The sequence below is a fragment of the Nocardia sp. NBC_01499 genome (assembly GCF_045040275.1).
Classification (GTDB): Bacteria; Actinomycetota; Actinomycetes; order Mycobacteriales; family Mycobacteriaceae; genus Nocardia.
In genome coordinates this window covers 5,020,819-5,046,675 of the sequence record NZ_CP109426.1, presented here as the reverse complement: position 1 = coordinate 5,046,675, position 25,857 = coordinate 5,020,819, and the positions used below count along the sequence as shown (strand labels likewise).

Annotated in this window: 21 protein-coding genes, 1 tRNA gene and 1 riboswitch; of the genes, 13 read left to right on the top strand and 9 right to left on the bottom strand. The window is 67.8% G+C overall.

The features are described from left to right. Nucleotides 1–61: 61 nt before the first annotated feature. Nucleotides 62–2,428 (bottom strand): DEAD/DEAH box helicase, encoded by a 2,367-nt coding sequence (locus OG203_RS23045; protein WP_405167666.1) that lies wholly within the window; start codon nucleotides 2,426–2,428, stop codon nucleotides 62–64. Nucleotides 2,429–2,864: 436 nt separating this feature from the next. Between OG203_RS23045 and OG203_RS23040 the strand changes: the two genes are divergently transcribed. Further along, on the top strand, nucleotides 2,865–3,071 hold the full coding sequence (locus tag OG203_RS23040) for a cold-shock protein (protein WP_011206895.1): 207 nt from the start codon (nucleotides 2,865–2,867) through the stop codon (nucleotides 3,069–3,071). A 322-nt stretch (nucleotides 3,072–3,393) separates the two neighbouring features. Further along, nucleotides 3,394–6,300: a type I DNA topoisomerase gene (gene topA / locus OG203_RS23035; RefSeq protein ID WP_405167665.1), complete on the top strand. Its 2,907-nt coding sequence runs from the start codon at nucleotides 3,394–3,396 to the stop codon at nucleotides 6,298–6,300. 44 nt (nucleotides 6,301–6,344) lie between these two features. Here topA and OG203_RS23030 read toward each other — a convergent pair whose 3' ends face one another. After that, a complete protein-coding gene (locus tag OG203_RS23030; protein ID WP_405167664.1) occupies nucleotides 6,345–6,890 on the bottom strand; it encodes a DJ-1/PfpI family protein in 546 nt (181 codons plus the stop codon). A 119-nt stretch (nucleotides 6,891–7,009) separates the two neighbouring features. Between OG203_RS23030 and OG203_RS23025 the strand changes: the two genes are divergently transcribed. After that, complete coding sequence (locus tag OG203_RS23025) at nucleotides 7,010–8,215, top strand: DNA polymerase III subunit delta' (protein WP_405167663.1); 1,206 nt, start codon at nucleotides 7,010–7,012, stop codon at nucleotides 8,213–8,215. Nucleotides 8,216–8,296: 81 nt separating this feature from the next. Then, nucleotides 8,297–8,372, top strand: a tRNA-Thr gene (locus tag OG203_RS23020). Nucleotides 8,373–8,635: 263 nt separating this feature from the next. Here the strand turns inward: OG203_RS23020 and OG203_RS23015 are convergent. Beyond that, complete coding sequence (locus OG203_RS23015) at nucleotides 8,636–9,688, bottom strand: alpha/beta fold hydrolase (protein WP_405167662.1); 1,053 nt, start codon at nucleotides 9,686–9,688, stop codon at nucleotides 8,636–8,638. 243 nt (nucleotides 9,689–9,931) lie between these two features. Further along, nucleotides 9,932–10,213 carry a hypothetical protein gene (locus tag OG203_RS23010; protein WP_405167661.1) on the bottom strand — a complete coding sequence of 94 codons (282 nt, stop codon included), beginning with the start codon at nucleotides 10,211–10,213 and terminating at the stop codon, nucleotides 9,932–9,934. Between the two features lie 46 nt (nucleotides 10,214–10,259). Here OG203_RS23010 and OG203_RS23005 point away from each other — a divergent pair, with 46 nt between their 5' ends. Genes OG203_RS23005 through OG203_RS22995 form a run of 3 tightly spaced genes read left to right on the top strand, consistent with a single transcriptional unit; the run spans nucleotide 10,260 to nucleotide 11,424 of the window. Next, nucleotides 10,260–10,667: a glyoxalase superfamily protein gene (locus OG203_RS23005; RefSeq protein WP_405167660.1), complete on the top strand. Its 408-nt coding sequence runs from the start codon at nucleotides 10,260–10,262 to the stop codon at nucleotides 10,665–10,667. Nucleotides 10,668–10,715: 48 nt separating this feature from the next. Beyond that, on the top strand, nucleotides 10,716–11,180 hold the full coding sequence (locus OG203_RS23000; protein ID WP_405167659.1) for a DUF2752 domain-containing protein: 465 nt from the start codon (nucleotides 10,716–10,718) through the stop codon (nucleotides 11,178–11,180). Between the two features lie 55 nt (nucleotides 11,181–11,235). Then, complete coding sequence (locus tag OG203_RS22995; protein WP_405167658.1) at nucleotides 11,236–11,424, top strand: hypothetical protein; 189 nt, start codon at nucleotides 11,236–11,238, stop codon at nucleotides 11,422–11,424. Nucleotides 11,425–11,429: 5 nt separating this feature from the next. On the opposite strand, the gene OG203_RS22990 is transcribed toward OG203_RS22995, so the two are convergent. Both OG203_RS22990 and OG203_RS22985 read right to left on the bottom strand, forming a co-directional pair. After that, a complete protein-coding gene (locus OG203_RS22990) occupies nucleotides 11,430–12,764 on the bottom strand; it encodes a M1 family metallopeptidase (protein ID WP_405167657.1) in 1,335 nt (444 codons plus the stop codon). After that, nucleotides 12,764–16,678, bottom strand: a complete 3,915-nt coding sequence (locus OG203_RS22985; protein ID WP_405167656.1) for a Pls/PosA family non-ribosomal peptide synthetase — start codon at nucleotides 16,676–16,678, stop codon at nucleotides 12,764–12,766. The genes OG203_RS22990 and OG203_RS22985 overlap by 1 nt, the downstream gene beginning before the upstream one ends. A 460-nt stretch (nucleotides 16,679–17,138) precedes the next feature. After that, nucleotides 17,139–17,252: riboswitch (SAM riboswitch) on the top strand. Nucleotides 17,253–17,299: 47 nt separating this feature from the next. Between OG203_RS22985 and OG203_RS22980 the strand changes: the two genes are divergently transcribed. After that, on the top strand, nucleotides 17,300–18,619 hold the full coding sequence (locus tag OG203_RS22980; protein WP_405167965.1) for an aminotransferase class V-fold PLP-dependent enzyme: 1,320 nt from the start codon (nucleotides 17,300–17,302) through the stop codon (nucleotides 18,617–18,619). A 13-nt stretch (nucleotides 18,620–18,632) separates the two neighbouring features. Here the strand turns inward: OG203_RS22980 and OG203_RS22975 are convergent, their stop codons facing one another. The 3 genes from OG203_RS22975 to OG203_RS22965 all read right to left on the bottom strand — a co-directional run bounded on the left by OG203_RS22975 (nucleotide 18,633) and on the right by OG203_RS22965 (nucleotide 20,209). Beyond that, nucleotides 18,633–19,184 carry a flavin reductase family protein gene (locus OG203_RS22975; RefSeq protein ID WP_405167655.1) on the bottom strand — a complete coding sequence of 184 codons (552 nt, stop codon included), beginning with the start codon at nucleotides 19,182–19,184 and terminating at the stop codon, nucleotides 18,633–18,635. A 174-nt stretch (nucleotides 19,185–19,358) separates the two neighbouring features. Then, the gene (locus tag OG203_RS22970; RefSeq protein WP_405167654.1) at nucleotides 19,359–19,835 is read right to left on the bottom strand and encodes a YbaK/EbsC family protein; all 477 of its coding nucleotides are present in this window, start codon (nucleotides 19,833–19,835) and stop codon (nucleotides 19,359–19,361) included. 53 nt (nucleotides 19,836–19,888) lie between these two features. Next, complete coding sequence (locus OG203_RS22965; protein WP_405167653.1) at nucleotides 19,889–20,209, bottom strand: 2-oxo-4-hydroxy-4-carboxy-5-ureidoimidazoline decarboxylase; 321 nt, start codon at nucleotides 20,207–20,209, stop codon at nucleotides 19,889–19,891. 345 nt (nucleotides 20,210–20,554) lie between these two features. Between OG203_RS22965 and OG203_RS22960 the strand changes: the two genes are divergently transcribed. From OG203_RS22960 to OG203_RS22940, 5 genes are all read left to right on the top strand, one after another. Further along, entirely contained in the window at nucleotides 20,555–21,376 is an 822-nt protein-coding gene (locus OG203_RS22960) for a crotonase/enoyl-CoA hydratase family protein (RefSeq protein ID WP_405167652.1), read from the top strand. Nucleotides 21,377–21,465: 89 nt separating this feature from the next. Then, nucleotides 21,466–21,972: a MarR family winged helix-turn-helix transcriptional regulator gene (locus OG203_RS22955; protein WP_405167651.1), complete on the top strand. Its 507-nt coding sequence runs from the start codon at nucleotides 21,466–21,468 to the stop codon at nucleotides 21,970–21,972. Nucleotides 21,973–22,045: 73 nt separating this feature from the next. Further along, nucleotides 22,046–23,860: an MDR family MFS transporter gene (locus OG203_RS22950; protein WP_405167650.1), complete on the top strand. Its 1,815-nt coding sequence runs from the start codon at nucleotides 22,046–22,048 to the stop codon at nucleotides 23,858–23,860. Nucleotides 23,861–23,948: 88 nt separating this feature from the next. Then, nucleotides 23,949–25,205, top strand: a complete 1,257-nt coding sequence (locus OG203_RS22945) for a sensor histidine kinase (protein WP_405167649.1) — start codon at nucleotides 23,949–23,951, stop codon at nucleotides 25,203–25,205. Then, entirely contained in the window at nucleotides 25,193–25,837 is a 645-nt protein-coding gene (locus OG203_RS22940; RefSeq protein ID WP_405167648.1) for a response regulator, read from the top strand. Before OG203_RS22945 ends, OG203_RS22940 begins: the two co-directional genes overlap by 13 nt. The last annotated feature ends 20 nt before the right edge of the window (nucleotides 25,838–25,857 follow it).

The following is a 25,857-nucleotide window of genomic DNA, read 5'->3' as shown; positions in this document are numbered from 1 at the left end:
GTCAGGTGGACATTCGATCACGCCCGAGGCTCGGCGCCGTTACGAACCGAGCTCGGCATCGTCACCGGACCGACAACTCGGCCAACACCGCGGTGAGTAGGCGTGCGGCGCAGGCCTTGTCGAGCGGATGGTTGCCGTTTCCGCACTTGGGCGACTGCACACAGGACGGGCAGCCCGCGGCGCAGGCACAGGACTCGATGACGGCGAGGGTCGCCGAGAGCCAGCGTCGCAGCTGGGCGAACCCGCGCTCGGCGAAGCCTGCCCCGCCCGGTTGACCGTCATAGACGAATACCGTCGGCAGCCCGGTATCCGGATGCTCGGCGGTGGAGACCCCGCCGATATCCCACCGGTCGCAGGTCGCCACCAGCGGCAACAGCCCGATCGCCGCGTGCTCGGCGGCATGCAGCGCACCGGGCACGTCCGCCGTGTCGATGCCTGCCAGCGCCAACAACTCCGGACTGACCGTGTACAGCACCGCCCTGGTGGGCAGCGTGTGTTCGGGCATGTCGAGTTCGACCATGTCGAGCACCTCGCCGGTGACCAGGGTGCGCAGATACCCGACCACCTGACTGGTCACCCTGACCTGCGCCAACGCCGCCATCACGTGGCCGTGCCGACGCTCGTCGGTCATCGCGTCGATGGCGATCGAGGTGACCGAACGGGCGCTGGTCGTCCACCCCGGTTCGGCGGCGTGCACGAACGCGACACCGTCCTCGAGATCCAGCTCGTCGACCACATAGGTATCGCCTTGATGCAGGTGAACGGCGCCCTGATGCAGCGTCGCTGGCGCCCGCCCGGCATCGGCCGTGCCGAGCAATCTGCCGGTCTCCCCGTCGACGATGGCCACCGGCGCGCCGATCCCGCCGCGCACATCGACGGCGTCGTGCGGCTGTGTCTCCGCGGTGACGTACCAGCGCCCGCGATCCTCGGCACCCGCGCGCCGCCTGATCAGCCCCTTCTCGGCCAGATCGGTGAGCACCTCGCTGGCACCGAACTCGTCCACCTCGGCATCGGTGAGCGGCAGTTCCAATGCGGCACAGAGCAACTGCGGACCAAGTACATAAGGGTTGCGCGGGTCGGTGATGGTGGCCTCGACCGGCTTGTCCAGCAGCGCTTCCGGATGGTGCACGAGATAGGTATCCAGCGGATCGTCCCTGGCCACGAGCAGTACCAACGACCCCTGGGTGCGTCGACCCGCCCGCCCGGCCTGCTGCCAGAACGACGCGACGGTCCCGGGAAAACCACAGATGACCACGGCATCGAGCCCCGCGATGTCGACCCCGAGTTCGAGCGCGTTGGTGGTCGCCACGCCGAGCAGCGAACCGTCCGACAATGCCGTCTCCAGGTCGCGCCGATCCTCCGCGAGATACCCGGCCCGATAGGCGGCGACGCGCTCGGCCAGGCTCGGATCGACCTCGCTCAGCAGCCGTCGCGTGTCCATCGCGGTGAGCTCGGCGGCTCGGCGCGAGCGCACGAAGGTCAGCGTCCGCGCGCCCTCGACGACCAGGTCGGCCATGATCCGCGCGGCCTCCGTGGTGGCCGCCCGGCGCACCGGTGCGCCGTTTTCCCCGGTCACCGCGGTAAGCAGGGGCGGCTCCCACAGCGCGACGGTGCGCGCCCCCTGCGGCGACCCGTCCTCGGTGACCGCGACGCACGGCGCCCCGATCAGTCGGGAGGCGGCGGCCGCTGGCTCGGCCGTGGTCGCCGAGCACAGCACGAATACCGGGTCGGCGCCGTAGCGCGCGGCGATCCGCCGCAGCCTGCGCAGCACCAACGCCACGTGCGAGCCGAAAACACCACGGTAGGCATGGCATTCGTCGACCACCACGTACCGCAGTCTGCGCAGCACCCTGGCCCAGCGCTGATGCGAGCGCAGGATGCCGAGATGCAGCATGTCGGGGTTGGTGAAAACCCAGCGTGCGTTCGCGCGCACCCACTGCCTGATCTCGGCCGGAGTATCGCCGTCATAGGTCGCCGGATGAATATCGCGCAGCGGCCCCTCATGGGTCAGCGCGCCGACGGCACGCAGCTGATCGGCGCCGAGTGCTTTGGTCGGTGCCAGATAAATAGCGGTGGCCCGTGCGTCTTCGCGCAACGCGGTCAATACCGGCAGCTGATATCCCATCGACTTGCCGGATGCCGTGCCGGTGCTGACCACCACGTTGGCGCCGCCGAAGGCGAGGTCCGCGGTACGGGTCTGATGGCTCCACGGCGCGGCGACCCCGGTGTCCTGTAATGCCGAGATCACTTCCGGCGATGTCCAATCAGGCCAGGTGGTGACCTCGGCGGCGCGTGCAGGTAGCTCGACGACATGGGTTAACCGAGGGTCGTCGGAGGGTGTTCTGGCCAGGACACGATTCAGCAACGATGTCCCGTAGCTGAGGTCGTCTTGGAGCGCCGCACGGGCGGTCGAGTTCGTCGGATTCATGCGGCGCGCGCCGCGACACGCTGAGAAAGTGTGAAACGTGCGCGGTTAGGAAGCCCTACCTGCCAATTCGATACCAAATAGCGACCTGGGTCACAGGCTGTTTGCCATACGCTCACTCGGTTATCGGGAGGCAAACGAACCTCAAGTCTGGATTCTGGCATTGTGTCCCTCACCTGCGCATTCGCAAGATCAACTTTTTTGCAAATTGTCGGTAACTCGACTGTTGAATTGCTCGAAGACATGGTTCACTGGTTCCTGGTCGCAAGCTTCTGTGTTCGAGGGTCGGATCCAAAGTCCAAACCGTCAGCAGGATCGATGTTGCGAACGGTGTGCTTGGTGCTTTCCTGCAGGGGGAACCAACAGTACAGCGGTCGGAACGGGCCCGGTGGACGAACCCAGTTGTCCGCCGTTCCGGTAAGAAAAGAGAAGGAACAGAATGGCACAGGGAACTGTGAAGTGGTTCAACGCGGAGAAGGGGTTCGGCTTCATCGCGCCCGAGGACGGCTCCGCTGACGTCTTCGTCCACTACTCCGAAATTCAGGGGTCGGGCTTCCGCACCCTCGAAGAGAACCAGAAGGTCGAGTTCGAGGTCGGCCAGGGCACCAAGGGCCCGCAGGCCACCGGAGTTCGCGCGCTCAGCTGAGCGACGCCATCCAACACTCGTCCCTCACCGCCGGTAACCCGGAGGTGGGGGACGAGCTATATCTAGGGCAAAGACACACCCATGCGACTCAGGTCAGGGCACTGTGAACACGCCGTGGCGCAGCCGGGGCCTGAACACAAGGCATACTGAGTCGCAGTGACGCGCGTACGCTCTGTGGTTCAAGTCGCAAGCACTCGACCACACGTAGCGTCAAGGTATAAACGTGTCTGGTGGCGACGCCCAGCCGTCGTCCCCGCTTGCCCCAGCCGCGCACAGCGCCGAAAAGCGCCAACGCGGGTCGACAGGAAAGGTGTATTCGCCGGTGGCAACACGAGACCGCGGTGCAGCCGACCAGGGCCGTCCCCTGCGTCGTCTCGTGATCGTCGAGTCCCCAACCAAGGCCCGAAAGATAGCGCCCTACCTAGGCCGTAACTACACGGTCGAGGCCTCGGTGGGACATATTCGGGACCTGCCACGTGGGGCGGCGGACGTTCCCGCCAAATACAAGGGTGAGTCCTGGGCGCGCCTCGGCGTCGACGTCGACCATGACTTCGAGGCCATCTATGTGGTGAGCCCCGATAAGAAGGCCAAGGTCGCCGAGCTCAAGAGCCTGCTCAAGGACGCCGACGAGCTCTATCTCGCCACCGACCCCGACCGCGAGGGCGAGGCGATCGCCTGGCACCTGCTGGAGACCCTCAAGCCCAAGATCCCGGTCCGGCGGATGGTGTTCCACGAGGTCACCGAGCCCGCCGTGCAGGCGGCCGCGGCCGACACGCGAGACCTGGACAACGACCTGGTCGACGCGCAGGAGACGCGCCGCATCCTGGACCGGCTGTACGGCTACGAAGTCAGTCCGGTGCTGTGGAAGAAGGTCATGCCTCGGCTGTCGGCCGGCCGGGTGCAGTCGGTCGCCACCAGGGTGATCGTCCAGCGCGAGCGCGAGCGGATGGCGTTCCGTTCCGCCGAGTACTGGGATATCGCCGCGAAACTCGACGCGGGCCCTGGTGAAGACGGCGACGCCACCAACCCGAGGACCTTCGGGGCGCGGCTGGTGAGTGTCGCCGGTGCGCGCGTCGCGTCCGGTCGCGACTTCAGCTCGGACGGTCAGCTCAAGACCGCCTCCGGCGTCGTCGTGCTCGACGAGGGTTACGCACGCCGCCTTGCCCAGGCGCTCGACAACGCCGACCTGGTGGTTTCCTCCGCGGAGGCCAAGCCCTACAGCCGCAAGCCGTATCCGCCGTTCATGACCTCGACGCTGCAGCAGGAGGCGGGGCGCAAGCTGCGCTTCAACTCCGAGCGCACGATGCGGGTCGCGCAGCGGCTGTACGAAAACGGCTACATCACCTATATGCGTACCGACTCGACCACGCTGTCGGAATCGGCCATCGCTGCGGCCCGGTCGCAGGCGACCCAGCTGTACGGCGCCGAGTACGTGCATCCGACGCCGCGCCAGTACACCCGCAAGGTGAAGAACGCGCAGGAGGCACACGAGGCGATCCGCCCCGCCGGTGACACCTTCGCCACGCCGGGCCAGTTGCATGCGCGGCTGGACAACGACGAGTTCCGGCTCTACGAGATGATCTGGCAGCGCACCGTCGCGTCGCAGATGGCCGACGCCAGGGGCACCACGCTGACGTTGCGCATCACCGGTGTCGCGACCACCGGCGAGGAATGTGTGTTCTCCGCCTCGGGTCGCACCATCACCTTCGCCGGCTTCCTCAAGGCCTACGTGGAGAGCGTGGACGAGGAGGCGGGCGGTCAATCCGACGACGCCGAGTCCAGGCTGCCCGCGCTCGATGAGGGCCAGGGCGTCACCGCGGTCGAGCTGAATCCCGATGGGCACAGCACGAATCCGCCGGCCAGATACACCGAAGCGTCGCTCATCAAGACGCTCGAAGAGCTCGGCATCGGCCGTCCTTCGACATACGCGTCGATCATCAAGACGATTCTCGACCGCGGCTATGTCTACAAGCGCGGCAGCGCGCTGGTGCCGTCCTGGGTGGCATTCGCCGTAATCGGCCTGCTGGAAGAGCATTTCGGCCGACTGGTCGACTTCGACTTCACCGCGGGGATGGAAGACGACCTCGACGCCATCGCGGGTGGCCGCGAGCAGCGCGGAAGTTGGTTGTCCAGCTTCTATTTCGGCGGCGAGACCGGCGCCGAGGGGTCGGTCGCGCGCTCGGGCGGGCTGAAGAAGATGGTCGGCGAGCGACTCGACGACATCGACGCGCGAGAAATCAACTCCATCAAGCTCTTTGCCGACGACGAGGGCCGCGACGTGGTCGTCCGGGTCGGCCGGTATGGGCCGTACCTGGAGCGAATGGTCATCAATCCTGATGACCCCGAAGGCAATTCGATCTCGCAGCGGGCCAACCTGCCCGACGATCTGCCGCCGGACGAGCTGACCATAGAGGTCGCCGAGAAGCTGTTCTCGACGCCGCAGGAAGGTCGCTCACTCGGTATTGATCCGACATCCGGACACGAAATCGTCGCCAAGGAAGGACGTTTCGGCCCGTACGTCACCGAGGTGCTGCCCGAACCGGCCGCCGAGGAGACCCCGGCGCCCGCCAAGAAGACGGCGAAGAAGGCGGCCGCGCCCAAGCCGCGCACCGGGTCGCTGTTCAAGTCGATGGAACTGGCGAGCGTCACGCTCGATGACGCACTCAAGCTGCTGTCGTTGCCGCGCGTGGTCGGCGCCGACCCGGCCTCCGGCGAGGAGATCACCGCGCAGAACGGCCGTTACGGCCCATATCTGAAGAAGGGCACCGATTCTCGCTCGCTCACCAGTGAGGATCAGATCTTCGACGTCACGCTCGACGAGGCGCTGAAGATCTACGCCGAGCCGAAGCGGCGCGGACGGCAGGCCTCGGCCACGGCGCCGTTGCGCGAGCTCGGCAACGACTCCGCCTCCGGTCAGCCGATGGTGATCAAGGACGGACGTTTCGGTCCGTACGTCACCGACGGCGAGACCAACGCCACGCTGCGCAAGGGCGACGAGATCGAGTCCATCACCCCGGAGCGGGCGATGGAGCTGCTCGCGGATCGACGGGCGCGCGGACCGGTGAAGAAGAAGGCGGCGGCCAAGAAGGCGCCCGCGAAGAAGACCGCGGCCAAGAAAACCGCCGCTAAGAAGGCGACGGCCAGTAAATCGACGACCACCAAGACGGTTGCCAAGAAGACCGCCGCGCAGAAGTCGGCCGTGAAGAAGACCGGCGTCGGGAAATCCTGAGCTCGCGGGTCGGGCGTAGGTATGCGCACGACCCGCGAACGGCGCTATGTGCCTAGCACCCTGAGGAATTCACGCATCCAGGCCGGATGGTCTGGCCAGGCGCGGCCGGTGACGATGTTCTCGTCGACGTAGGCCTCGCTGTCCACGAACTTGGCACCGGCCGCCTCGATATCCGGGGCAAGAGCGGGGTACGCGCTGCACGCGCGGCCGACCAAAACGCCTGCGGCAGCGAGGATCAGCGGTCCGTGGCACAGCGCGGCGATGGGCTTGCCCGCCTCCGCGAAGTGCCGCGCCAGGCGCAGGCAGTCCGGGTTGTTACGCAGGTACTCCGGCGCACGGCCGCCGGGCACGACCAACGCGTCGTAGGTGGCCGGATCGACGTCGGCGAACGCGACGTCGGCGGGCCAACTGTGCCCGAGCTTCTCGGTGTAGGTGTCGAAGCCGTCGACGAAGTCGTGCACCACGAACTGCAGCTTCTTGACGGCAGGGGCCGCGATATCCACCTCGTGGCCCTCTTCGAGCAGGCGCTGATACGGGTACATGACCTCGAGGTCTTCGGCCGCATCGCCGGTGATCAACAGAATCCGCACGGTGATTCCACCTCCCTCTCGAGGATCCGCCCGGCCGACGGCATGGTCAATACCGGTACGCGCGTCGCACGAAGCTGACCGGGCGATCCGTGTCGGTGCGGGCGGCTAGGGTGTACGGCGTGGCAGGTGTCTTCGATCGATTGGTCGGCCAGGATGCGGTCGAGTCCGCGCTCACGACTGCCTCGGTCGCGGCCCGTGCGGATGTCGTCCAAGGGGCGATGACGCACTCGTGGCTGTTCACCGGGCCGCCCGGATCGGGCAGATCCGTTGCGGCGCTGTGCTTCGCGGCCGCGCTGCAATGCACCGACCCCGGCACGCCAGGGTGCGGTCGTTGCCACGCTTGCACCACCACCATGGCGGGCACACATGGTGACGTGCGCCGGGTGATCCCGGAGGGGCTGAGCATCAGCACCAAGGAGATGCGCGAGATCGTGCAGATCGCCGCGCGCAGGCCGAGCACCGGACGGTGGCAGGTGGTCGTCATCGAGGACGCCGACCGGTTGACCGAGGCCGCGGGCAACGTGCTGCTGAAGGTGGTCGAGGAGCCGCCGGACCGGACGGTGTTCCTGCTGTGCGCGCCGTCGGTCGACCCCGAGGACATCTCGGTGACCCTGCGCTCCCGCTGCAGGCACGTGCACCTGGTGACGCCCTCGGTGCCCGCCATCGCGCGGGTGCTGCGGGAACGCGACAAGCTCGACGAGAAGACCGCGAACTGGGCCGCCTCGATCAGCGGCGGACACGTCGGCCGGGCCAGGCGCCTGGCCACCGACGAGGAGGCGCGCGCCCGCAGGCAACGGGCGCTGGCCCTGGTCGCCGCCGCCTCGAAACCCGGTGCCGCCTATGCCGCCGCCGACGAGCTGGTCAAGGCCGCCGACGACGAAGCCAAACAGATGAGCGCGGGCCGCGACGACCGCGAGCGCGAGGAACTGGCCACCGCGATGGGCGCTGGCGGCACCGGCAAGGGCGCCGCGGGCGCTACCCGTGGTTCCGCCGGTGTGCTGAAAGACCTTGAGCGACGGCAGAAGTCGCGCGCCACCCGCACCGGCCGCGACTCCCTCGACCGCGCCCTCATCGACGTGGCCGGTGTCTACCGCGACGCCCTCGCCGTGCGCTTCGGTGCCGCCCGCAACGGTTCCGGCGTCACCCTCACCCACCCCGACATGTCCGACCAGATCCACGACCTGGCCGACCGCGTCCGCCCCGAGGGCCTGCTCAAATCCATCGACGCTGTCCTCGCCTGCCGCGAAGCCCTCGACGTCAACGTCAAACCCCGCTTCGCCCTAGCCGCCCTAGCCGCCGCCCTGATAGCCGCCCAAACCACCTGACAGCCCCCCGATCCGCCCCGGTGACCACCCGTTTTCGCGATCCACCCCCCGAGACGATAGACTCGCCACGCCGAAAGGCACGCCGCCTTAGCTCAGTCGGTAGAGCGCTTCACTCGTAATGAAAAGGTCGCGAGTTCGATTCTCGCAGGCGGCTCCATACTCCCAGGCAAGGGTCGATTTCGGCCGCACCGGAGTTCAACCTGTCTGGCTGAACTCCCAACTAGGTCCCAACAAAGACGGTCGCCGCGCTTGTTGATGACTGAATCCGCTGCGCCTGTGCGCTCACCACTGGCTGCTTCCCTGATGGCAGATCGCCTACGTGGTAGGCGCTCGTCGGTGACGGTGTATTTCTTGGTGGGGGTGTGCGGGTGTTGCTCCTGGGCCGGGCGCCGTTGATCGGCCAAGGAGAACGGTTGGGAATCAGCCTGCGGCCGCGGTGCGGAGGTTGGCCTGCTGGGCGACCTGCTCGAGTTCCGCGTTGAAGCGGTCGGCGGCCTCGACATTGCCGAGGTGGCCGGTCGGCCAGCTGTGGTAGGCGGCGAGGTGGCCGGTGCGGGACAGGGTGTCGGCGATCCGGCGGGCCATCCGTTCCGGCAGCAGGCGGTCTTGGCTGCCGGAGATGACCGTGGTGGGGATGGTGAGATGGGCCGCGCCGTCGCTGACGTCGAGGTCGGCCAGGGCGGCGGCGTGCCTGCCTCGGGTCAGCGGTCGACAGGAGCGGACGATGCCGAGGGAGAAGTTCACCTCGTCGGCGGTGGGCCGCTTGCCCATCACGCGGTCCTTGAACACCGCGCCGACCAGCCAACCGCCGGGCAGCGGGACCGGGCTGGTCAGCACCGTCTCGGAGACGAAGGTCGGCAGGCGGACCGGGGCGCCGAGCAGCGTCACCGGCTTGTTCTGCACGGTGAGCTGTTTGTTCAGCAGCGGGAGCAGGTCGGTGTCGTAGCGGATATTGCCCGAGGTGGTGTTCAGCAGGATGGCCGCCGAGGCGCGGCGAGCGACCTGCTCGGGATAGCGAGCCGCCCACGCCTGCACGGTTATTCCGCCCATGCTGTGCCCGGCGAGCACGGCGCGCTGGCCGGGGCGCAGGGTGGCGTCGAGCACGGCGGACAGGTCGTCGGCGAGGGTATCCCGGCTCGGCATGACGGTGCCGAGCTCGCTGGCGCCGTGCCCGCGCTGGTCGTAGCAGACCACCCGATACCGGTCGGCGAAGGCATTGATCTGAGGGTTCCAGTACTCGATGCTGCAGCTCCAGCCGTGGATCAGCACGATGACGTCGCCGTCGGCGGGGCCGTAGGCGTGCACCCGCAGGCGGGCGCCGTCCACGGTGGTGACCGGGATGACCTCGAGGGGAGCGGTGGGAGCGTTCAACGACGCCGTCCGGTAGGTGCGTGATCGCAATCCGGCACGATAAGCGGCGGTCAGGGCGCCGTTACGCGCGTCCGCCAAAGTCTTCATCGACTTCACCAGCATCGGGCACTCCTTTGTGTCTGCCGCCACAGTACAGTGCAAGCTAAGTGCTTGCTAGTGCAAGCGCGCCGCAGCGGAACTTTCTGGCTCGTTGGGTTGGATACCCGGAATTCGGTGCAGTGACACTGTCTCTCTTCACAAAAAAACCGTGCCGAAAATGGCCTCTGCTGAGTTCATCGCACGACCAGGCAGGCGTCGTTAGCCCGCGAAAGTGGCGATCCAGTAACGGTTTTGCGCGACAGCCGGTCAGTCGGTGGCGTAGAGCGCGGTGATGTCGGGGAGCACAAGGCACACCTGGTCGTCCGGGTGGAAGTCGTCGGGCACGTCGCGGCGATTGGGCGCGTGCACGAAGACCACGACCGAGGAGCCGTCGCCCGGATCGACCTCGACCGCGACCATCCGGTCGCCGTTGTCGTCGTCGAGATCGCGATGCCTGGGTGCGGACCAGTGCCCCACATGCCCGAAGTCGAGCTTGCGAGTCGCGCTGACCGCGAAACCGTCGAGCCGGGTAAAACCAGCGGCATCCACAGTGGAAATCATACTCTACCTGCGGAAATAGCAAATACATTCGATCATGTCGTACCCCGGTGCGATGATCGTCGGCGTGGCTTCCGACGAGATCGGCTTCGCAGCACCCATCCCGATATTGCGCATGTTCGACGTGGCCAAGGCCTACGAGTTCTATTGCGACTACCTGGGTTTCACCGTCGACTGGGAACACCGATACGGCGACGACTTCCCGCTGTACGCGCAGCTCTCCCGGGCTTCGGCGAAACTCCACCTCAGCGAGCACCACGGTGACGGCACACCGGGCTCCGCCGTGTGGATCGCCGTGGACGATATCCAGGCGTGGTACACCGAGCTAGCGGGCAAGCAGTACCGCTACGCCAAGCCGGGGCCACCCGAGGACGGCGCGGGCGGTCCCGGACTCGAATTGACCGACCCGTCCGGCAACACCCTGCGCTTCGCCCAACCCGACTAGGACGCATCCTGTGGCGGTGACCGGCGGCCCACAGTTACCGTTGGTGCTGTGGACAGCACGCACGTGGCACCGGAACCGGCGGCGCAGCAGCAACCAGCGCACCCGACCAGGTCCGGTTGGCGGGGTGCGGCAGTGCCGCTGCTGGTCGCGGGCGCCGGCATCGGAGTCGGTGTGCTGTTGCACGTGCGCGACCCGCACGTCGACGGCTCCTACGGCATCTGCCCGGTCTACGCGCTGACCGGATGGTGGTGCCCGGGCTGCGGCGGCATGCGGGCGGTGCACAACCTGACCGATGGGCACGTCCTGGATTCGTTGCACAGCAACGTACTTGCGGTTCCGCTGGTCCTCGCGTTCGTGCTGTGGGTCGGTGACTGGAGCGTGCGCGCCTGGCGCGGCCAGCGCGTGCGCCTGCCCTCGATCAACCGCGCGACGACGTGGAGCTTCTTCGCGCTACTCGCGATCTACACCGTGCTGCGCAATACGCCGTGGGGAACCTGGTTCACCCCGGTCTAGCCCGATCCGGCGAGCCAGCGCGGTTCACCGACCGCCGACCGGGCAAGCTGCAACCATGAGTGATTCATTGAAGGACCGTGTCCGCGCGAAGCTCCTACGCCAGCTCGCCGAGGACGGCGCACCGGACACCGAACAGGATGATCCCCGCCAGCTCTCGGTCGAATCCGACCTCGAAGCACTCAACGGTGTCCCCGACAACGACCCCCTCGTCGAAGAACTCGCCTCGCGATACCTGGTGTTCTGACCGAACTACGCCGCCGAAGGCGGAAGCTGCGGCAGCGGCTTCTCGATCAACCAGCTGTCCCACAGCGGCCGCAGCGGAATCGGGCTGTAATGCCCGGCCAGATCGGTGAACTCCTCGGTACTCACCGAGGCGTGGCGATAACGAATCGTCCACTCCCGCAACAGATCGTAGAAGGCCAGATCGCCGAGCTCGAGGCGCAACGCGTGCAGCGTGAGCGCGCCGCGCTTGTAGACCCGATCGTCGAACATGTGCTGCGGCCCCGGGTCGCCGACGGCGATGTCCTGCGGCTGCCTGGCCAGATTGTGCCTGGCCGCACGCGCGAGCTGGTCCGCGGTCGGGCCGCCCGCCGCCTCGGACCAGATCCATTCGGCGTAACAGGCGAAGCCCTCGTGTAGCCAGATGTCGCGCCACTGCCGGATGGTCAGGCTGTTGCCGAACCACTGGTGCGCCAGCTCGTGCGCGACCAGCCGTTCCGCGCCGCGCCTGCCGTCGCAGTGGTTGGCGCCGAAGATGGAGATGCCCTGCGCCTCGATCGGGATCTCCAGCTCGTCATCGGTGACGACGACGGTGTACTGCTCGAACGGATAGGGCCCGAACCGTTCGGTGAAGATGTCCATCATCTGCGGCTGGCGGGCGAAGTCGTGGTCGAAGTTGGCGCGCAGCCTGGCCGGGGCGACGGCATGCATGGGCACCGCGTTGGCCGGTGCGACGATGCGGTGCTTCTGATACGGCCCGACCTGGATGGTCGCCAGATAGGTCGACATCGGTTCGGCCTGCTCGTAGACCCAGGTGGTCTGGCTCGCCTTGACCTGCTTGCGCAGCAGTGTGCCGTTGGCCAGCGCGTAGTACGGACTGTCGGTGGTGATCGAAATCCGGTAGCTGGCTTTGGAACTCGGATGATCGTCACACGGGAACCAGGACGCCGCGCCGTTCGGCTGGCTGGCAACCAGCGCGCCCTCGGTGAGCTCTTCCCAGCCGACCGCGCCCCACGGTCCGCGCACCGGCCGAGGCACACCGGCGTACTGGACGACCAGCGAGAGCACCCCGCCCGCCGGAATCCGCTGCTGCGGCGTGATCACCAATTTGCCGCGCTGGTGGGTGTATTTCGCGGCCTTGGCACCGTTGACGAACACCTTCGACACGGTGAGGGCCTGGGATAGATCGAGCGAGAAGCGCGGCTGCACAGCGGTACTCACCGCGGTGATCTCGGCGCGGCCGGCCAACCGGTTGCTCGACACCTTGTAGGTGAGGTCGAGCTCGTACCGCGATACCCGGTAGCCCCGATTTCCGTTCTGCGGCAGGTATTCGTCGATGGGCGCCTCGTAGAACTTGTCCGGCATCAGCGGGCCGCTCCCGGGTCGCCTCCGAACCAGGGCGCGATCGGGTTGCCCCACCAGCGAGTCGACGGGGGAACGGTGTCGCCGCGCATGACCAGCGAGGCGGGGCCGATGGTCGCGCCCTCGCCGATGGTCGAGGCGGGCAGCGCGACGCAGTGCGGGCCGAGCGTGGCACCCGCGCCGAGGGTCACCGTGTCCATGGACATGATGCGATCGTGGAAGAGGTGGGTCTGCACGACGCAGCCGCGTTCAACGGTCGCGCCGTCACCGAGTGTCACCAGGTCCGCCTCCGGTAGCCAATAGGACTCGCACCATACCCCGCGGCCGATCTTGGCACCGAGTCCGCGCAGCCACAGGTTCAGCACCGGTGTACCCGTCGCGGCGCGCGCGAACCACGGCGCGGCAACGGTTTCCACGAAGGTGTCGGAAACCTCGTTGCGCCACACGAACGAACTCCACAGCGGATGTTCCTCGGTGCGAATCCGGCCGACCAGCAACCACTTCGCGGCCACCGACACCGCACCGGCCAGCGCGCCCGCGCTCAGCAGCACCAGTCCGCTGAGCAGCGCGGTGGCCAAATGGCCGAGGTGCTGCGCGAGCCAGGCGAGGGTGAACAGCACGCCGAGCCCGATGGCGAAGGTGACCAGCACCGGCACCAGGCGGCAGGTTTCCACGATGCCGCGCGCGATCCGCAGCTTCGGCGGCGGATCGAAAGTGCGTGCGGTGTCCGAGCTTTCCGGTGCGCGGCGCAGCCGCACCGGCGGGCTGCCAAGCCAGGACGAGCCGGCCTTCGACTTGGACGGTGCGGCCGAAAGGACCGCGACCAGACCGTTTTTCGGCACCCGACGACCCGGTGCGGTCATGCCCGAGTTGCCGAGGAAGGCCCGCTTGCCGACCTTCGCCTCGCCGATGCGCAGCCAGCCGCCGCCGAGTTCGTAGCTGGCGATCATGGTGTCGTCGGCCAGGAACGCGCCGTCGGCGACGGTGGTGAACTTGGGCAGCAGTAGCACCGTGGACGCCTCGACGCCCTGGCCGATCTTCGCGCCGAGCAGGCGCAGCCAGATCGGCGTGAGCAGGCTCGCGTACAGCGGGAACAGGAAGGTGCGCGCGGAATCGAGCAGTCGTTCGGTGGACCACACCTGCCAGCCGGTCCGGCTGCGCACCGGGTGATAGCCCTCGCGCAACCGGAAGCTGAGCAGTCGTACCAGGATGATGGTGATCGCCGCGTACACCGCGAGGCTGAGCAGCGTCGCGACCGGCAGGATCGCGAAGGCGCGGCCCAAACCGCCCGCGAGGGTGCGGGTGTCGCGGATGAACCAGGCGATGAAGAGGCCACCGGCGCCGATGCCGAGGATGGGTACCGCGGCCAACGCCATCGAGGTGATGCCGAAGATCGCCACCCAGTGTGCCGCGCGATCGGGCGTGTGCCCCGGCCAGCGATGATGTGCTTTACCGATTTTCGCGGCAGGCGAGCCCGCCCACTCCTGCTCGGCCTTGACCTTGCCGGATACCGCGGAGCCCGGCGAGATCTCGGCGTTCTTACCGATTCTGGTGCCGGGCAGCAGGATCGATCTGGCGCCGACCACCGCACCCGGTCCGATGGCGATCGGGCCGAGGTGCACGACGTCGCCGTCGATCCAGTAGCCGGACAGATCGACCTCGGGTTCAACGCTGCAGCCGTCGCCCAGTTCGAGCATGCCGGTCACCGGCGGGAGGGTGTGCAGGTCGACGCCCTTGCCGATCTTGGCGCCGAGCGCACGCGCGAACGGCACCATCCACGGTGCGCCCGAGAGGTTTTCGGCACCGCTCGCCTCGGACAGGCGCACCGCGGCCCACAGCCGCAGGTGCACCGAGCCGCCGCGCGGGTATCGACCGGGTTCGACGCCGCGCAGCAGCAGTCGAGCGCCGACAACGCAGATCCCCATCCGGCCTGGGGGCGAGATGAAGAGCAGGAACGCCACCAGCGTCCACCACCAGGACAGCTGCGGCAGCCACGGCAGCGAGCCGGACCAGGCCGCGATATTGCCGACGATGGCAAGCCAGGTGAGCCACTGCAGGCCGGTGAGTGTGGTGAGTGGAATGGTGGCGAGCACCTGCGCCCACTGGGCGGGCCGCGGTGTCGGGCGCACCACGCGCTCCTCGACGGCGACGGCCGGTGTGCTCTGTTCCAGCAGTTCCACCAGTGCGCCGAGGCGGGGGTGGTCGTAGAGGTCGGCGACGGTGATCTGTGGATAACGCGCGCGCAGCGCGGTGACCATCTGGGCCGCCGCCAGCGAGCCGCCGCCAAGGTCGAAGAAGTCGGCGTCGAGGTCGGTGACCTCGCCGCCGAGCACCGAATCCCACAGTCCGGCAACCCATTGCGCGGTGCCGGTCAGATCGCTGTCGTCGTCATCGGTGTTGTTCGGCAGCGGCCAGGGCAGCGCGTTGCGGTCGACCTTGCCCGAGGTGCGGGTCGGCAGTTCGTCGACCACCGCGAGCCGGGGGACCAGCGGCGCCGGAAGTTGTTCGGCGAGTTGGGCTCTGGCCGCCTTGCTGTCGAAATCGGGGCCGGTTCCGGTGAGGTAGCCGACCAGGATCTTGTTGCCCGCCTTGGTCGTTCGGATCGCGGCGGCGGCGCCGGTGACGCCTGGCAGGTGTTGCAGCGCGTTGTCGATCTCGCCGAGTTCGATGCGGCGGCCGCCGAGCTTGATCTGGTCGTCGGCACGGCCGAGGAAGACCAGACCCGCGCTGTCGTTGCGGACCAGGTCGCCGCTGCGGTAGGCGCGCTCCCAGCCGACCGAGGGCAGCGGCGCGTACTTCTCGGCGTCCTTCGCGGGATCGAGGTAGCGGGCCAGGCCGACGCCGCCGATCACCAGCTCGCCGGATTCGCCCTCGCCGACCGGGTTTCCGGCCGCGTCGATGACGACGAGGTCCCAGCCGTCGAGCGGCAGCCCGATCCGGATGGGCCACGTGCCGTCGAGCAGCGCGGTGCAGGCGACCACTGTTGCCTCGGTGGGGCCGTAGGTATTCCAGACCTCGCGATCCGTATCGCCGTTGCCGGCAAGACGTTCCGCGAGTTCGGGCGGAACGGCCTCGCCGCCGAAGATCAACAGCCGGACCGCGTCCAGCGCCTCGGCGGGCCAGGTCGCGGCCAGTGTCGGCACGGTCGAGACGATGCTGATTTCCCGGCGAACCAGCCACGGGCCGAGATCGGCGCCGGTGCGGACCAGGTCGCGCGGGGCAGGCACGAGGCAGGCGCCGTTGCGCCAGGCCAGCCACATTTCCTCGCAGGAGGCGTCGAAGGCGACCGAGAGTCCGGCGAGCACACGGTCGCCTGGGCCGATCGGGGCGTCCGGCAGGAAGAGCCTGGCCTCGGCGTCAACGAACGCGGCGGCGTTGCGATGGGTCACCGCAACACCTTTCGGCGTTCCGGTGGAGCCGGAGGTGAAGATGATCCAGGCGTCGTCGGCGGGGGTCGGCAGGGTGCTGGTTCGCGCGTCGGCCGGATTGTCTTCGGCCGCACGGATTCCCGCCGCTGTGGTCGCGATGCCAGCCGCCGTCACGATCGCGGTGACCTGCGCCTCGCCGAAGACCAGCTGGGCCCGCTCGTCCGGGTCGTCGGCGTCGACCGGCACATAGGCGGCGCCGGAGTACAGGACGGCGAGGATGGTCAGGTAGAGCTGGCGAGAACCCGACGGCATCCGCACGCCGACCCGGTCGCCGGGTCGCACGCCCGCGGTGGCGAGCCTGGCCAAGGTCTTCTCGATCTCGACGACGAGCTCGAGGTAGCTGAGCACCACGTCGCCGTCGTCGATGGCGGGTGCGTCGGGATGGGTCAGCGCGGTCGCGGTCAGGATGTCGACGAGGGTCCGGGCCGGTGGCGTGTGCGCGGTCCGTAATAGGGGATCAACCGTCACATCAACCTGTGGCTGGAGCATGACGCCCTGCCCACCTCCCATTCGACCTGCCTCGCACTTCCCTGGTGTTGTTTGTGTCATAGCTGGGTTACCAGTGGGCAAACACCACGGTGACCAGTTGTCCACGGTACTCGGGGTTGTCGACGTTTGTTGTTCACCGGCGCTGTTCCAGGTTCCCTGGCCGCGGGCGGGGTTGTTGCAGGTCGTGGCGATTTCCGTCGGGCGCGCCGAAGCAATGCCTGGTGGGCGGGTTACCGGGCGAGTTCGCCAGAAGGTCGCTGTGCGCGCCGATGTGATTCCCCTCATCGGCCCGGTGATCTTGCAGCTCAGGGCGTTTCGGACCGGATCGATCAGGCCGCGGAGACGACAGCCGCGGTGAATGCCGAGCGAACGGACACGGCAGTCCGGACACGCGGCGCCGATGGCCTTGGAGATCAGAAACAGTTGACAGCTCGGGGGCGGATCTGCCAATCTCGGGTCAGGTCATGAGTACCAGCGTTCAGCCCCGGCTTGCTGGTCGGCAACCCTCCTCCGCGGTGGGGTGCTCCGGGTGACGACCAGGCCGACGCCCGACCGGGTGCGGCAAGCGCGGACTCGATGAATCTTCTGATGACGAGTCCCAGAGTCGACGGGATTTTCGTGATGACTGCTGTGGTTGCTCAGAACTGTGCCCCCCTCGCCCGGGTTTCCGGTGACGACCTCCAGGTGCCGCTCGTTCAGGGCGGGACGACCACCTACGCCAACTTCGACTATGCCGCGAGCGCACCGGCATTGGCCCAGGTCACCGACCGGGTGCAGCAGCTGCTGCCGTTCTACGCGAGCGTGCACCGCGGTGCCGGTTACGCCTCGCGGATCTCCACCGAGTGCTACGAGGCCGCCCGCGGTTCGGTGAGCCGGTTCCTCGACGCGGCCGACGATCAAGTGGTGGTGTTCACCCGCAACACCACCGACTCGCTGAACCTGCTCGCGTCCTGCGTGCCCGGCGACACCGTGGTGCTCGACATCGAGCATCACGCCAACTTCCTGCCGTGGACCAGGCACGGCCGTCGCGTTGTGCAGGCCGCGGCCACCGTCGAGGAGACCATCGGACGGCTGGTCGCCGAGCTGTGCAGCAAGCCGGCCGCGCTGCTCGCGGTGACCGGCGCCTCCAATGTCACCGGCGAGGTGCTGCCGCTCGAACGCCTTGCCACCATCGCTCACCAGTGCGGCGCCCGCATCATCGTCGATGCCGCACAGCTCGCGCCGCACCGGCGAATCAGCCTGCGCGACACCGGCATCGACTACCTCGCGTTCTCCGGCCACAAGCTGTACGCGCCGTTCGGCGCCGGCGTGCTCGTCGGCCGCCGCGACTGGCTCGACAACGCCGAGCCCTACCTCGCCGGTGGCGGCGCGGTCCGCGAGGTCACCACCACCGGCGCCGAATGGGCACCGGCCCCGCAGCGACACGAGGGCGGTTCGCCCAACGTGCTCGGCGCCGCCGCGCTCGCCGCCGCCTGTGATGCCCTCTGTGAGATCGACGCCGAAACCCTCGCGGCCAACGAACATCAGCTCGCCGACCGGCTGCGCGACGGCCTCGCCGCCATCCCCGGCGTCAACCTGCTGCGCATCTGGACCGACGCCCCCGACACCGTCGGCATCGTCGCCTTCACCCTGGACGGTTTCGTCCCCGGCCACGTCGCCGCCTACCTCTCCGCCGAGCACGGCATCGGCGTCCGCGACGGCCGCTTCTGCGCCCACCCGCTGCTCGCCCGCCTCGACCTCGACGGAGCCCTGCGCGCCAGCGTCGGCCTCGGCACCACCCCCGCCGACGTGGACCGTCTCATCCAAGCCATCGCCACCCTCGTGCACACCGGCCCATCCTGGAACTACGCCACCACCCAGGGCCTCTGGAACCCCGCCCCCGAAACCCGCCCCTTCACCTCGCAGGCCCCCACCGGCGCCGCCCCCTGCCTCGTCGGCTAGCGGCCGCGTACTTTCAGTCGCCGAGTTTGGTTGGACGGTGGTAGCGGCCGTTGTAGTAGAGGAGGGGGGCGGCGGAGGGGGATTCGTTGGTGTTGTCGTGGACTCGGGTTACCAGGCCGACGACGAGAGTGTGGTCGCCGAGGGGGATCAGTTGGTGGATGGTGGCGCGGAGCCAGATGGGGGTGCCGTGCAGGACCGGTTCGCCGGTGTCGAGGGTGGTCCACAGGGAGCGGTCGGTGAAGCGGTCCTCGGCGGTGCGGGCGAAGCGCTGGGCCAGTTCGTGCTGGTGTTCGCCGAGGAAATGGATGACGACGGAGTCGGCGTCGAGCAGCGCGGTGAGGCTGGACGAGGTGTGCGCGATATTGAAGGAGACGAGCGGCGGCGCCAGCGACAGGGACGCGAAGGAGGTCGCGGTGAAACCGATCGGACCCTTCGGTGAATTCAGCGTGACGACGGTGACGCCAGCGGGATAGTGGCGCATCGAGGCGCGGAACTGCTCGGCGGTGATCCCGCTCAGATCGTCGGGGATCTGGAAATCCGTGGCGGGCCGTTCTGCTTCGGTCACCCGTCCAAAACTACGCTCCCCCGCCTCTCCGGGTATTCAGGCCAGATCTAGGTGCGGGGAGGGTGGCGTTGGCGACCGGCGGGATTGGGGTGGGGGAGTTGGCCCGTGCCCGGTGAGTTACCCATGTGCTGGCGAGATCAGTGGGCAAAAGATCAGCTGGCACGGAACTGGCAGTCAGTCGATATCTATGGGGAGGCCTGCGGTGATGCGGACCAGTTCGTGAAAAGAGGTGCGGAACACGGTGTTCGGGTGGCCGCCTGCGGCCCATACCTCGCGGTGCTGGGACAGGGCGGTGTCTACCCAGGTGGGGAGGTTGGTGGGGTGGCCTACCGGTGCGACGCCGCCGATCGGTTGTCCGGTCACCTCGCGCACCATGTCGACCGGTGCCCGGGTGAGCGTTCCCTCCAGGCGCTTTCCGGTGGACTCTAGATCTACCTCGTGCGCGCCGGAAACCAGCAGCAGCACCGGATCCTCGTCCAACAGGAACACCAGCGCGCTGGTGATGGCGCCCACCTCGACGCCGAGCGTTCGCGCGGCATCGGCGACGGTGGGGGTTGGTGCCGGCTGGGTCACGATGACACCGTGATGGCCTCGGGCGATGAGGGTGTCCGCGACTCGGCAGGCGATCGGTGGCAATGTCGACCTGCGCATGCCACCAGAGTAGAGCGATTGCGGATGGTGCGCCGGGCTACTTCGTGAATGCGTCAGTATTCCGGATACCCCTCGCTCGGTCCGAGCATCAGCGCTATACGCGCACGCGTGATCCGCGCGAGCTCGGTCACGCTGCCGCCCGAGACATGTTCGTGCACAACTACTTCGAGCGCCGCATCGAGATCCCGCTGGGACAGCGCGAGCAACTCGACATCGGCCTTGGCCAGCAGGGCGTCCCGATCCGGATAGGGCCTGGCATCGGCGAGCTTGGCGGCCCAGGTGACATTGCAACAACAGGAGAAGAGCGCGTGTATCGCACGGGCCCGGGAGATTTCGTTGAACCGGTCGAGGCCGATTCCTTGATGCATCAGCATGATGGCCTCCAAATAGGTGATTGAGGTTTGCTGACTCGCCTCCATGATCCGCTCAACAGCGAGGTGGGACCTAGTGCGCCGCACCGATTTTGCGCAGGGTTTACATGTGTTGTTGGCCGCGTGGCCGCGGCGTGTTCGTGGCCCCGGGTGTCTCGCGTCCGAGCGGTCGAGACTCGCGCCTTCGGCGCATGCGCTTCGACCACTCGGACGCGAGACGGGCCACGAACGGCGCTCGCAAAACTCGCGCTGTGGTGGCTGAGTGTGCTTCGACGGCACCACCTGGTGTTTACCGCCGATTTCCGGATGCAGAGTTTCGGTCTGTCACTTGCTCGATACGCTGTAAGAATGACTGACTGGCAGGCTTTTACCGTAGAAACGAAGGATCACGTCGCGCAGGTGACGCTGACGGGTCCAGGCAAGGGCAACGCGATGGGCCCGGATTTCTGGCGTGAACTGCCGGAGATCTTCCAGGCGCTCGACGCCGATCCCGAGGTGCGCGCGATCGTGCTCACCGGTTCGGGCAAGCACTTCTCCTACGGCCTCGATCTGCCCGCGATGAGCGGCACGTTCGGCCCGCTGATGGCCGACAAGGCGCAGGCCGCGCCGCGCACCGAGTTCCTGATCGAGGTCCGCAAGATGCAGGCGGCGGTGACCGCGGTGGCGGACAGCCGCAAGCCGGTGGTCGCCGCGATCTCCGGCTGGTGCATCGGCGGCGGGCTCGACCTGATCGCCGCCGCCGACATCCGCTACGCGAGCGCGGACGCGAAGTTCAGCCTGCGCGAGGCGAAGGTCGCCATCGTCGCCGACATCGGCTCACTGCACCGGCTGCCCGCCATCATCGGCGAGGGTCACCTGCGCGAGCTCGCCTACACCGCCAAGGACATCGACGCGGCGCGGGCGGAAAAGATCGGCCTGGTCAACGATGTTTTCGCCGATCAGGACGCGGTACTGGACGCGGCACACGCCACCGCACGCGAAATCGCCACGAACCCGCCGCTGGTGGTGCAGGGTGTGAAGGACGTGCTGGATCAGCGGAACAAGGACGAGGTGGCCGCGGGGCTGCGCTACGTGTCCGCGTGGAACGCCGCGTTCCTGCCGTCGCAAGACCTCGCCGAGGCGCTCCAAGCGGTGTTCGAGAAGCGGGCACCGGAGTTCAAGGGCAAGTAAAGCTCTGTATATCGCTTGCCCCAGTGGCAAGCTCGTCCGCATACTTGCATCGCGCAACTAATTGATTGATGCAAGCAAAGGTATAGGGTTTGGACGAGCAAACGATCGACACGATCGCGATGCAGCTCACCCGATTGCAGCGGATCCGCGACCGCACTGCGGCCCAGATCAGCACGTGGACCAAGGACGGACTCGATCCCGCCGCATTCGGCGCGCTGATTCGGCTGTGCAATGACGGGCCGATGCGGTCGGGCGCACTGGCCGGCGCGTTGCACTCGGACGCGTCGACGGTCAGCCGTCAGGTGGCTCAGCTGGTCGGCAAGCAATTGGTCGAGCGGCAGGCCGACCCGGCGGACGGCCGGGCCACCGTGCTCGTCGTCACCGATCGTGGCCGTGCCGTCGCCGAAGAGATCCGCAGGCGTCGAAACGAGAACCTGACCCGGGTGATGGCCGATTGGGCGCCGCAATCCCGGGCCGACTTCGCCGAGCTGCTCCTGCGGTTCGTCGACGACTTCGAGCGCACCAGACCCGAGATGATCGCAGCGATGCGCCGCAATTGGGATCAGACCTTTAGTGGGACGGAGAACGATACGTGAGCGAGCTACGCGAGCGAACCAAACACACAGCCGCTGTCGGCACTACGGAACCGAGCGGCAGCGAGGCGCGGTCGTGACGACGGCGGAGAAGGTGCAGGCGCCACCGGCATTCACCCATCGCCAAATCCTGGTGATCTTGAGCGGCTTGATGCTCGGGATGCTGCTCGCGGCGTTGGATCAGACGATCGTGTCCACCGCGATCCGCACCATCGCCGACGACCTCAACGGCTACTCCTTGCAGGCGTGGGCGACCACCGCCTACCTGATCACCGCGACGCTGGCGACGCCGCTGTACGGCAAGTTGTCTGACATGTTCGGCCGCAAGCAGTTCTTCATGCTCGCGATCGCGATCTTCATCGTCGGCTCGCTGCTGTGCACGATCTCGCAGTCGATGTATGAGCTTGCGGCGTTCCGCGCCGTGCAGGGCATCGGCGCTGGCGGGCTGATGTCGCTGGCGCTGACCATCCTCGGCGATATCGTCGGGCCGCGCGAACGCGCCAAGTACCAGGGTTACTTCCTCGCGGTGTTCGGTACCTCGAGCGTGATCGGCCCCGTTCTCGGCGGCGTGCTCGCCGGGCAGGACACGATCCTCGGGGTCAGCGGCTGGCGCTGGGTGTTCCTGGTGAACGTGCCGATCGGCCTGATCGCGCTCGCGGTGGTGTACCGGGTGCTGAAGCTGCCGAAGCGGCCGCATTCCACCGACCGGGTTGACTGGTGGGGCGTGTTCGTCCTCGCGGTCGGCATGGTGCCGCTGCTCATCGTCGCCGAGCAGGGCCGCGAATGGGGTTGGGCCAGTGGCCGTTCCATCGCCTGCTACGTGATCGGTGTGCTCGGCATCATCGGCTTCGTGCTGGTTGAGAAGGCGCTGCGCGATGCCGCGCTGATCCCGCTGCGGATCTTCAAGAACAAGACCTTCGCGCTCGGCGTGGTGATCTCGTTCGTGGTCGGTGCCGGCATGTTCGGCGGCATCTCGCTGCTGCCGCAGTATTTGCAGGTGGTGCGCGGGGCCTCGCCGACGCTGGCGGGTCTGCAGATGCTGCCCATGGTGCTCGGCCTGATGACCGGTTCCATCGTGTCCGGCCAGCTGATCTCGCGGACCGGCCGCTACCGCAGCTTCACCATCATCGGCGCGACAATGCTGACGCTCGGCCTGTTCCTGCTGCACTTCCTGACCGCCGATACCCCCTTGTGGCTCGCGATGATCTTCATGGCGTGCACCGGATTCGGCCTCGGCAACCTGATGCAGCCGCTCACGCTGGCGCTGCAGAACGCGTTGCCGCCCAAGGACATGGGCGTGTCCACCGCGGCCGCGACCTTCTTTCGGCAGATCGGCGGCACGCTCGGTGTCGCGGTGTTCCTTTCCATCCTGTTCTCGCAGTTGACCCCGAACATCTCCGATGAGATGCGCAGTGCGGCAACCGATCCGCAGTTCCAGCACGCGGTGGTCGAGGGCGCGCAGAGTAGCAACCCGGCCGATGCCGCATTGGCGAAAGGCTTGCTCGCGCAGGACACTTCGGCCGCCGGTCAGGTGCTGAAGGACAGCTCGGTCATCCAGCAGCTGAGCCCGGATCTGGCCCGTCCGTTCAAGGTCGGCTTCGCGGAATCCATGTCGACGGTGTTCCTGTCGGCGACCGGTATCGCGTTGCTCGCGCTGATCCTCGTGCTGTTCTGGCGGGAGGTGCCGTTGCGAATGGTCGGCGGCATCCAGGCGGCTGCGGCGGCGGCCGCCGAGTCGGAGTCGGCGATCGACACCGAGGGACGCGTTGTCGATCAGGCCGGGCTGCTGCTCGGCGGCGGCGAGGCGGTGAGTCCACCGGTGAACGGCAGTGCCCGGGGTCATCGGGACGGCGTCGCCGGTAGATCGTCGGACGGTTCCGGCTCGGCGTGACCGAGACCGGTCCCACCGTGCTCGGGGCGATGAGGGCCTCGGGCACGGTGGCGACCGCGCGGCAGCCGCCGCGCCAAGCTCTGACAGCATGACCAGGGTGATGGTTGCCCTGCGCGCGACGCGTGACCGATTGTGGCGACTGCCAGGTGCGATCGGGTACCTGGTGGTCGGCGGTGTGACGTCGGTGCTCGCGATGTTCGCGGTGATCGGCCTGCTGATCGTCGCCGGATTCTGCCTGATCGGTGTCGGGATACCCGCCTTGCCGGATGCGGTCCGGGTGGTCCGGCCGCTGTTGTCGTTCGAACGACGCAGGGCCGCGAGGAAACTCGGCGAGCCGATCGTCGAGGTCTATCAGCCCATCACGGGTGGGCTTTGGCAGCGGCTTGCGACGGTGTTCACCGATCCGGCCAATCGCCGCGACTTCGCCTGGATGGTCGCGCAGACGGTGACCGGAATGTTTGTCGCGCTCTTCGCCGTCGCGTTGCCCATCAGCACGCTCGTTCAGCTGGCGACCCCGGCGATTTGGCAGCACGTTCCCCCTGGGGAGCTGACCAGTTACGGATTCGAGGTCGACTCGTGGCCGACGGCGGGGGTCGCCTTCCTCATCGCGTTCCCCGTCGGGCTCGTGGCGCTGCAGATTCCGGTCGTGGCGCGCTGGCAGGCGCTGCTTGCCAGCGCCCTACTCGGACCCGGCGAGGGCGTCGTGCTGGCGGACCGGGTCGCCGCGCTGACCGCGACCAGGGCCGCCGCGCTCGACGCGCACGGTGCCGAGCTGCGCCGGATCGAGCGCGACCTGCACGACGGCGCACAGGCCAGGATCGCGGCCGTGATCATGCAGCTCGGCCTGGCCGACCAGCTGCGCGAACAGGATCCAGAGGCGGCGCAGGGCCTGGTCCGTAAGGCGCAGGACACCGCGACGGCCGCGCTCGCCGAACTGCGTGACGTGGTGCGCAACGTGTATCCGCCGGTGCTCTCCGATCGTGGGCTGGCGAGCGCGATCTCGGCGATCGCCGCGCGTAGTCCGATCCCGTGTGTGCTCGACTCGAGCGAGGTGGGCAGGCGGCCGGCCGCGGTCGAGGCGGCGGCCTACTTCGTCATCACCGAGGCGCTCACCAATGCCACCAAACATTCTGGCGCCGAAGGTATTTCCCTGATGCTCGGCGGTCCGCCCGAGCTGCTGCGGATCGAGATCAGCGATGACGGCGTCGGCGGTGCCGTCGAGACCTACGGCGGCGGTCTGGCCGGCATCCGGCGCAGGGCCGAGGCGCTCGACGGCAGCATGGTGCTGACCAGTCCGCCCGGTGGCCCTACTGTGTTGCGGGTGGAGTTGCCGTGCGGGTCATGATCGCCGAGGACGACGCCCTCCTGCGGGAGGGTCTGGTGCTGTTGCTGAGCACCGCGGGCATCGAGGTGGTCGCCGCCGTGGACAACGCCGACGATTTCCTCGCCGCGGTGGCCGAGGATCGGCCGGACGCGGTGGTCGTCGATATCCGGTTGCCGCCGACGTTCACCGACGACGGCCTGCGCGCGGCGGTCAGCGCCCGCAAGCTGCATCCCGGCCTGCCGGTGCTGGTGCTGTCGTCCTGGGTGGAGGACAGCTATGCCGCCGAACTGCTCGGCGACGGCGCGGGCGGGGTCGGCTATCTGCTCAAGGAACGGGTCGGCAAGGTCGATCGCTTCCTCGATTCGTTGCGCCGGGTCGCCGCGGGTGGCACCGCCATGGACCCCGAGGTGATCTCGCAACTGCTGGTGCGGCGAAAGTCCGATGACCCCCTTGCCGCGCTGACCGCCCGCGAGCGCGAGGTGCTCGCGCTGATGGCAGAGGGGCACAACAACGGCACCATCGCCGAGCGCTTAGTCGTCACCGAAGGCGCTGTGCACAAACACATTCGGAGCATCTTCGCCAAACTCGGGCTGTCCACCGAGGAGGTCGGCCACCGCAGGGTGCTTGCCGTACTGGCCTACCTGAACGCGTAAAGCCCCGAACCGGTTGGGGT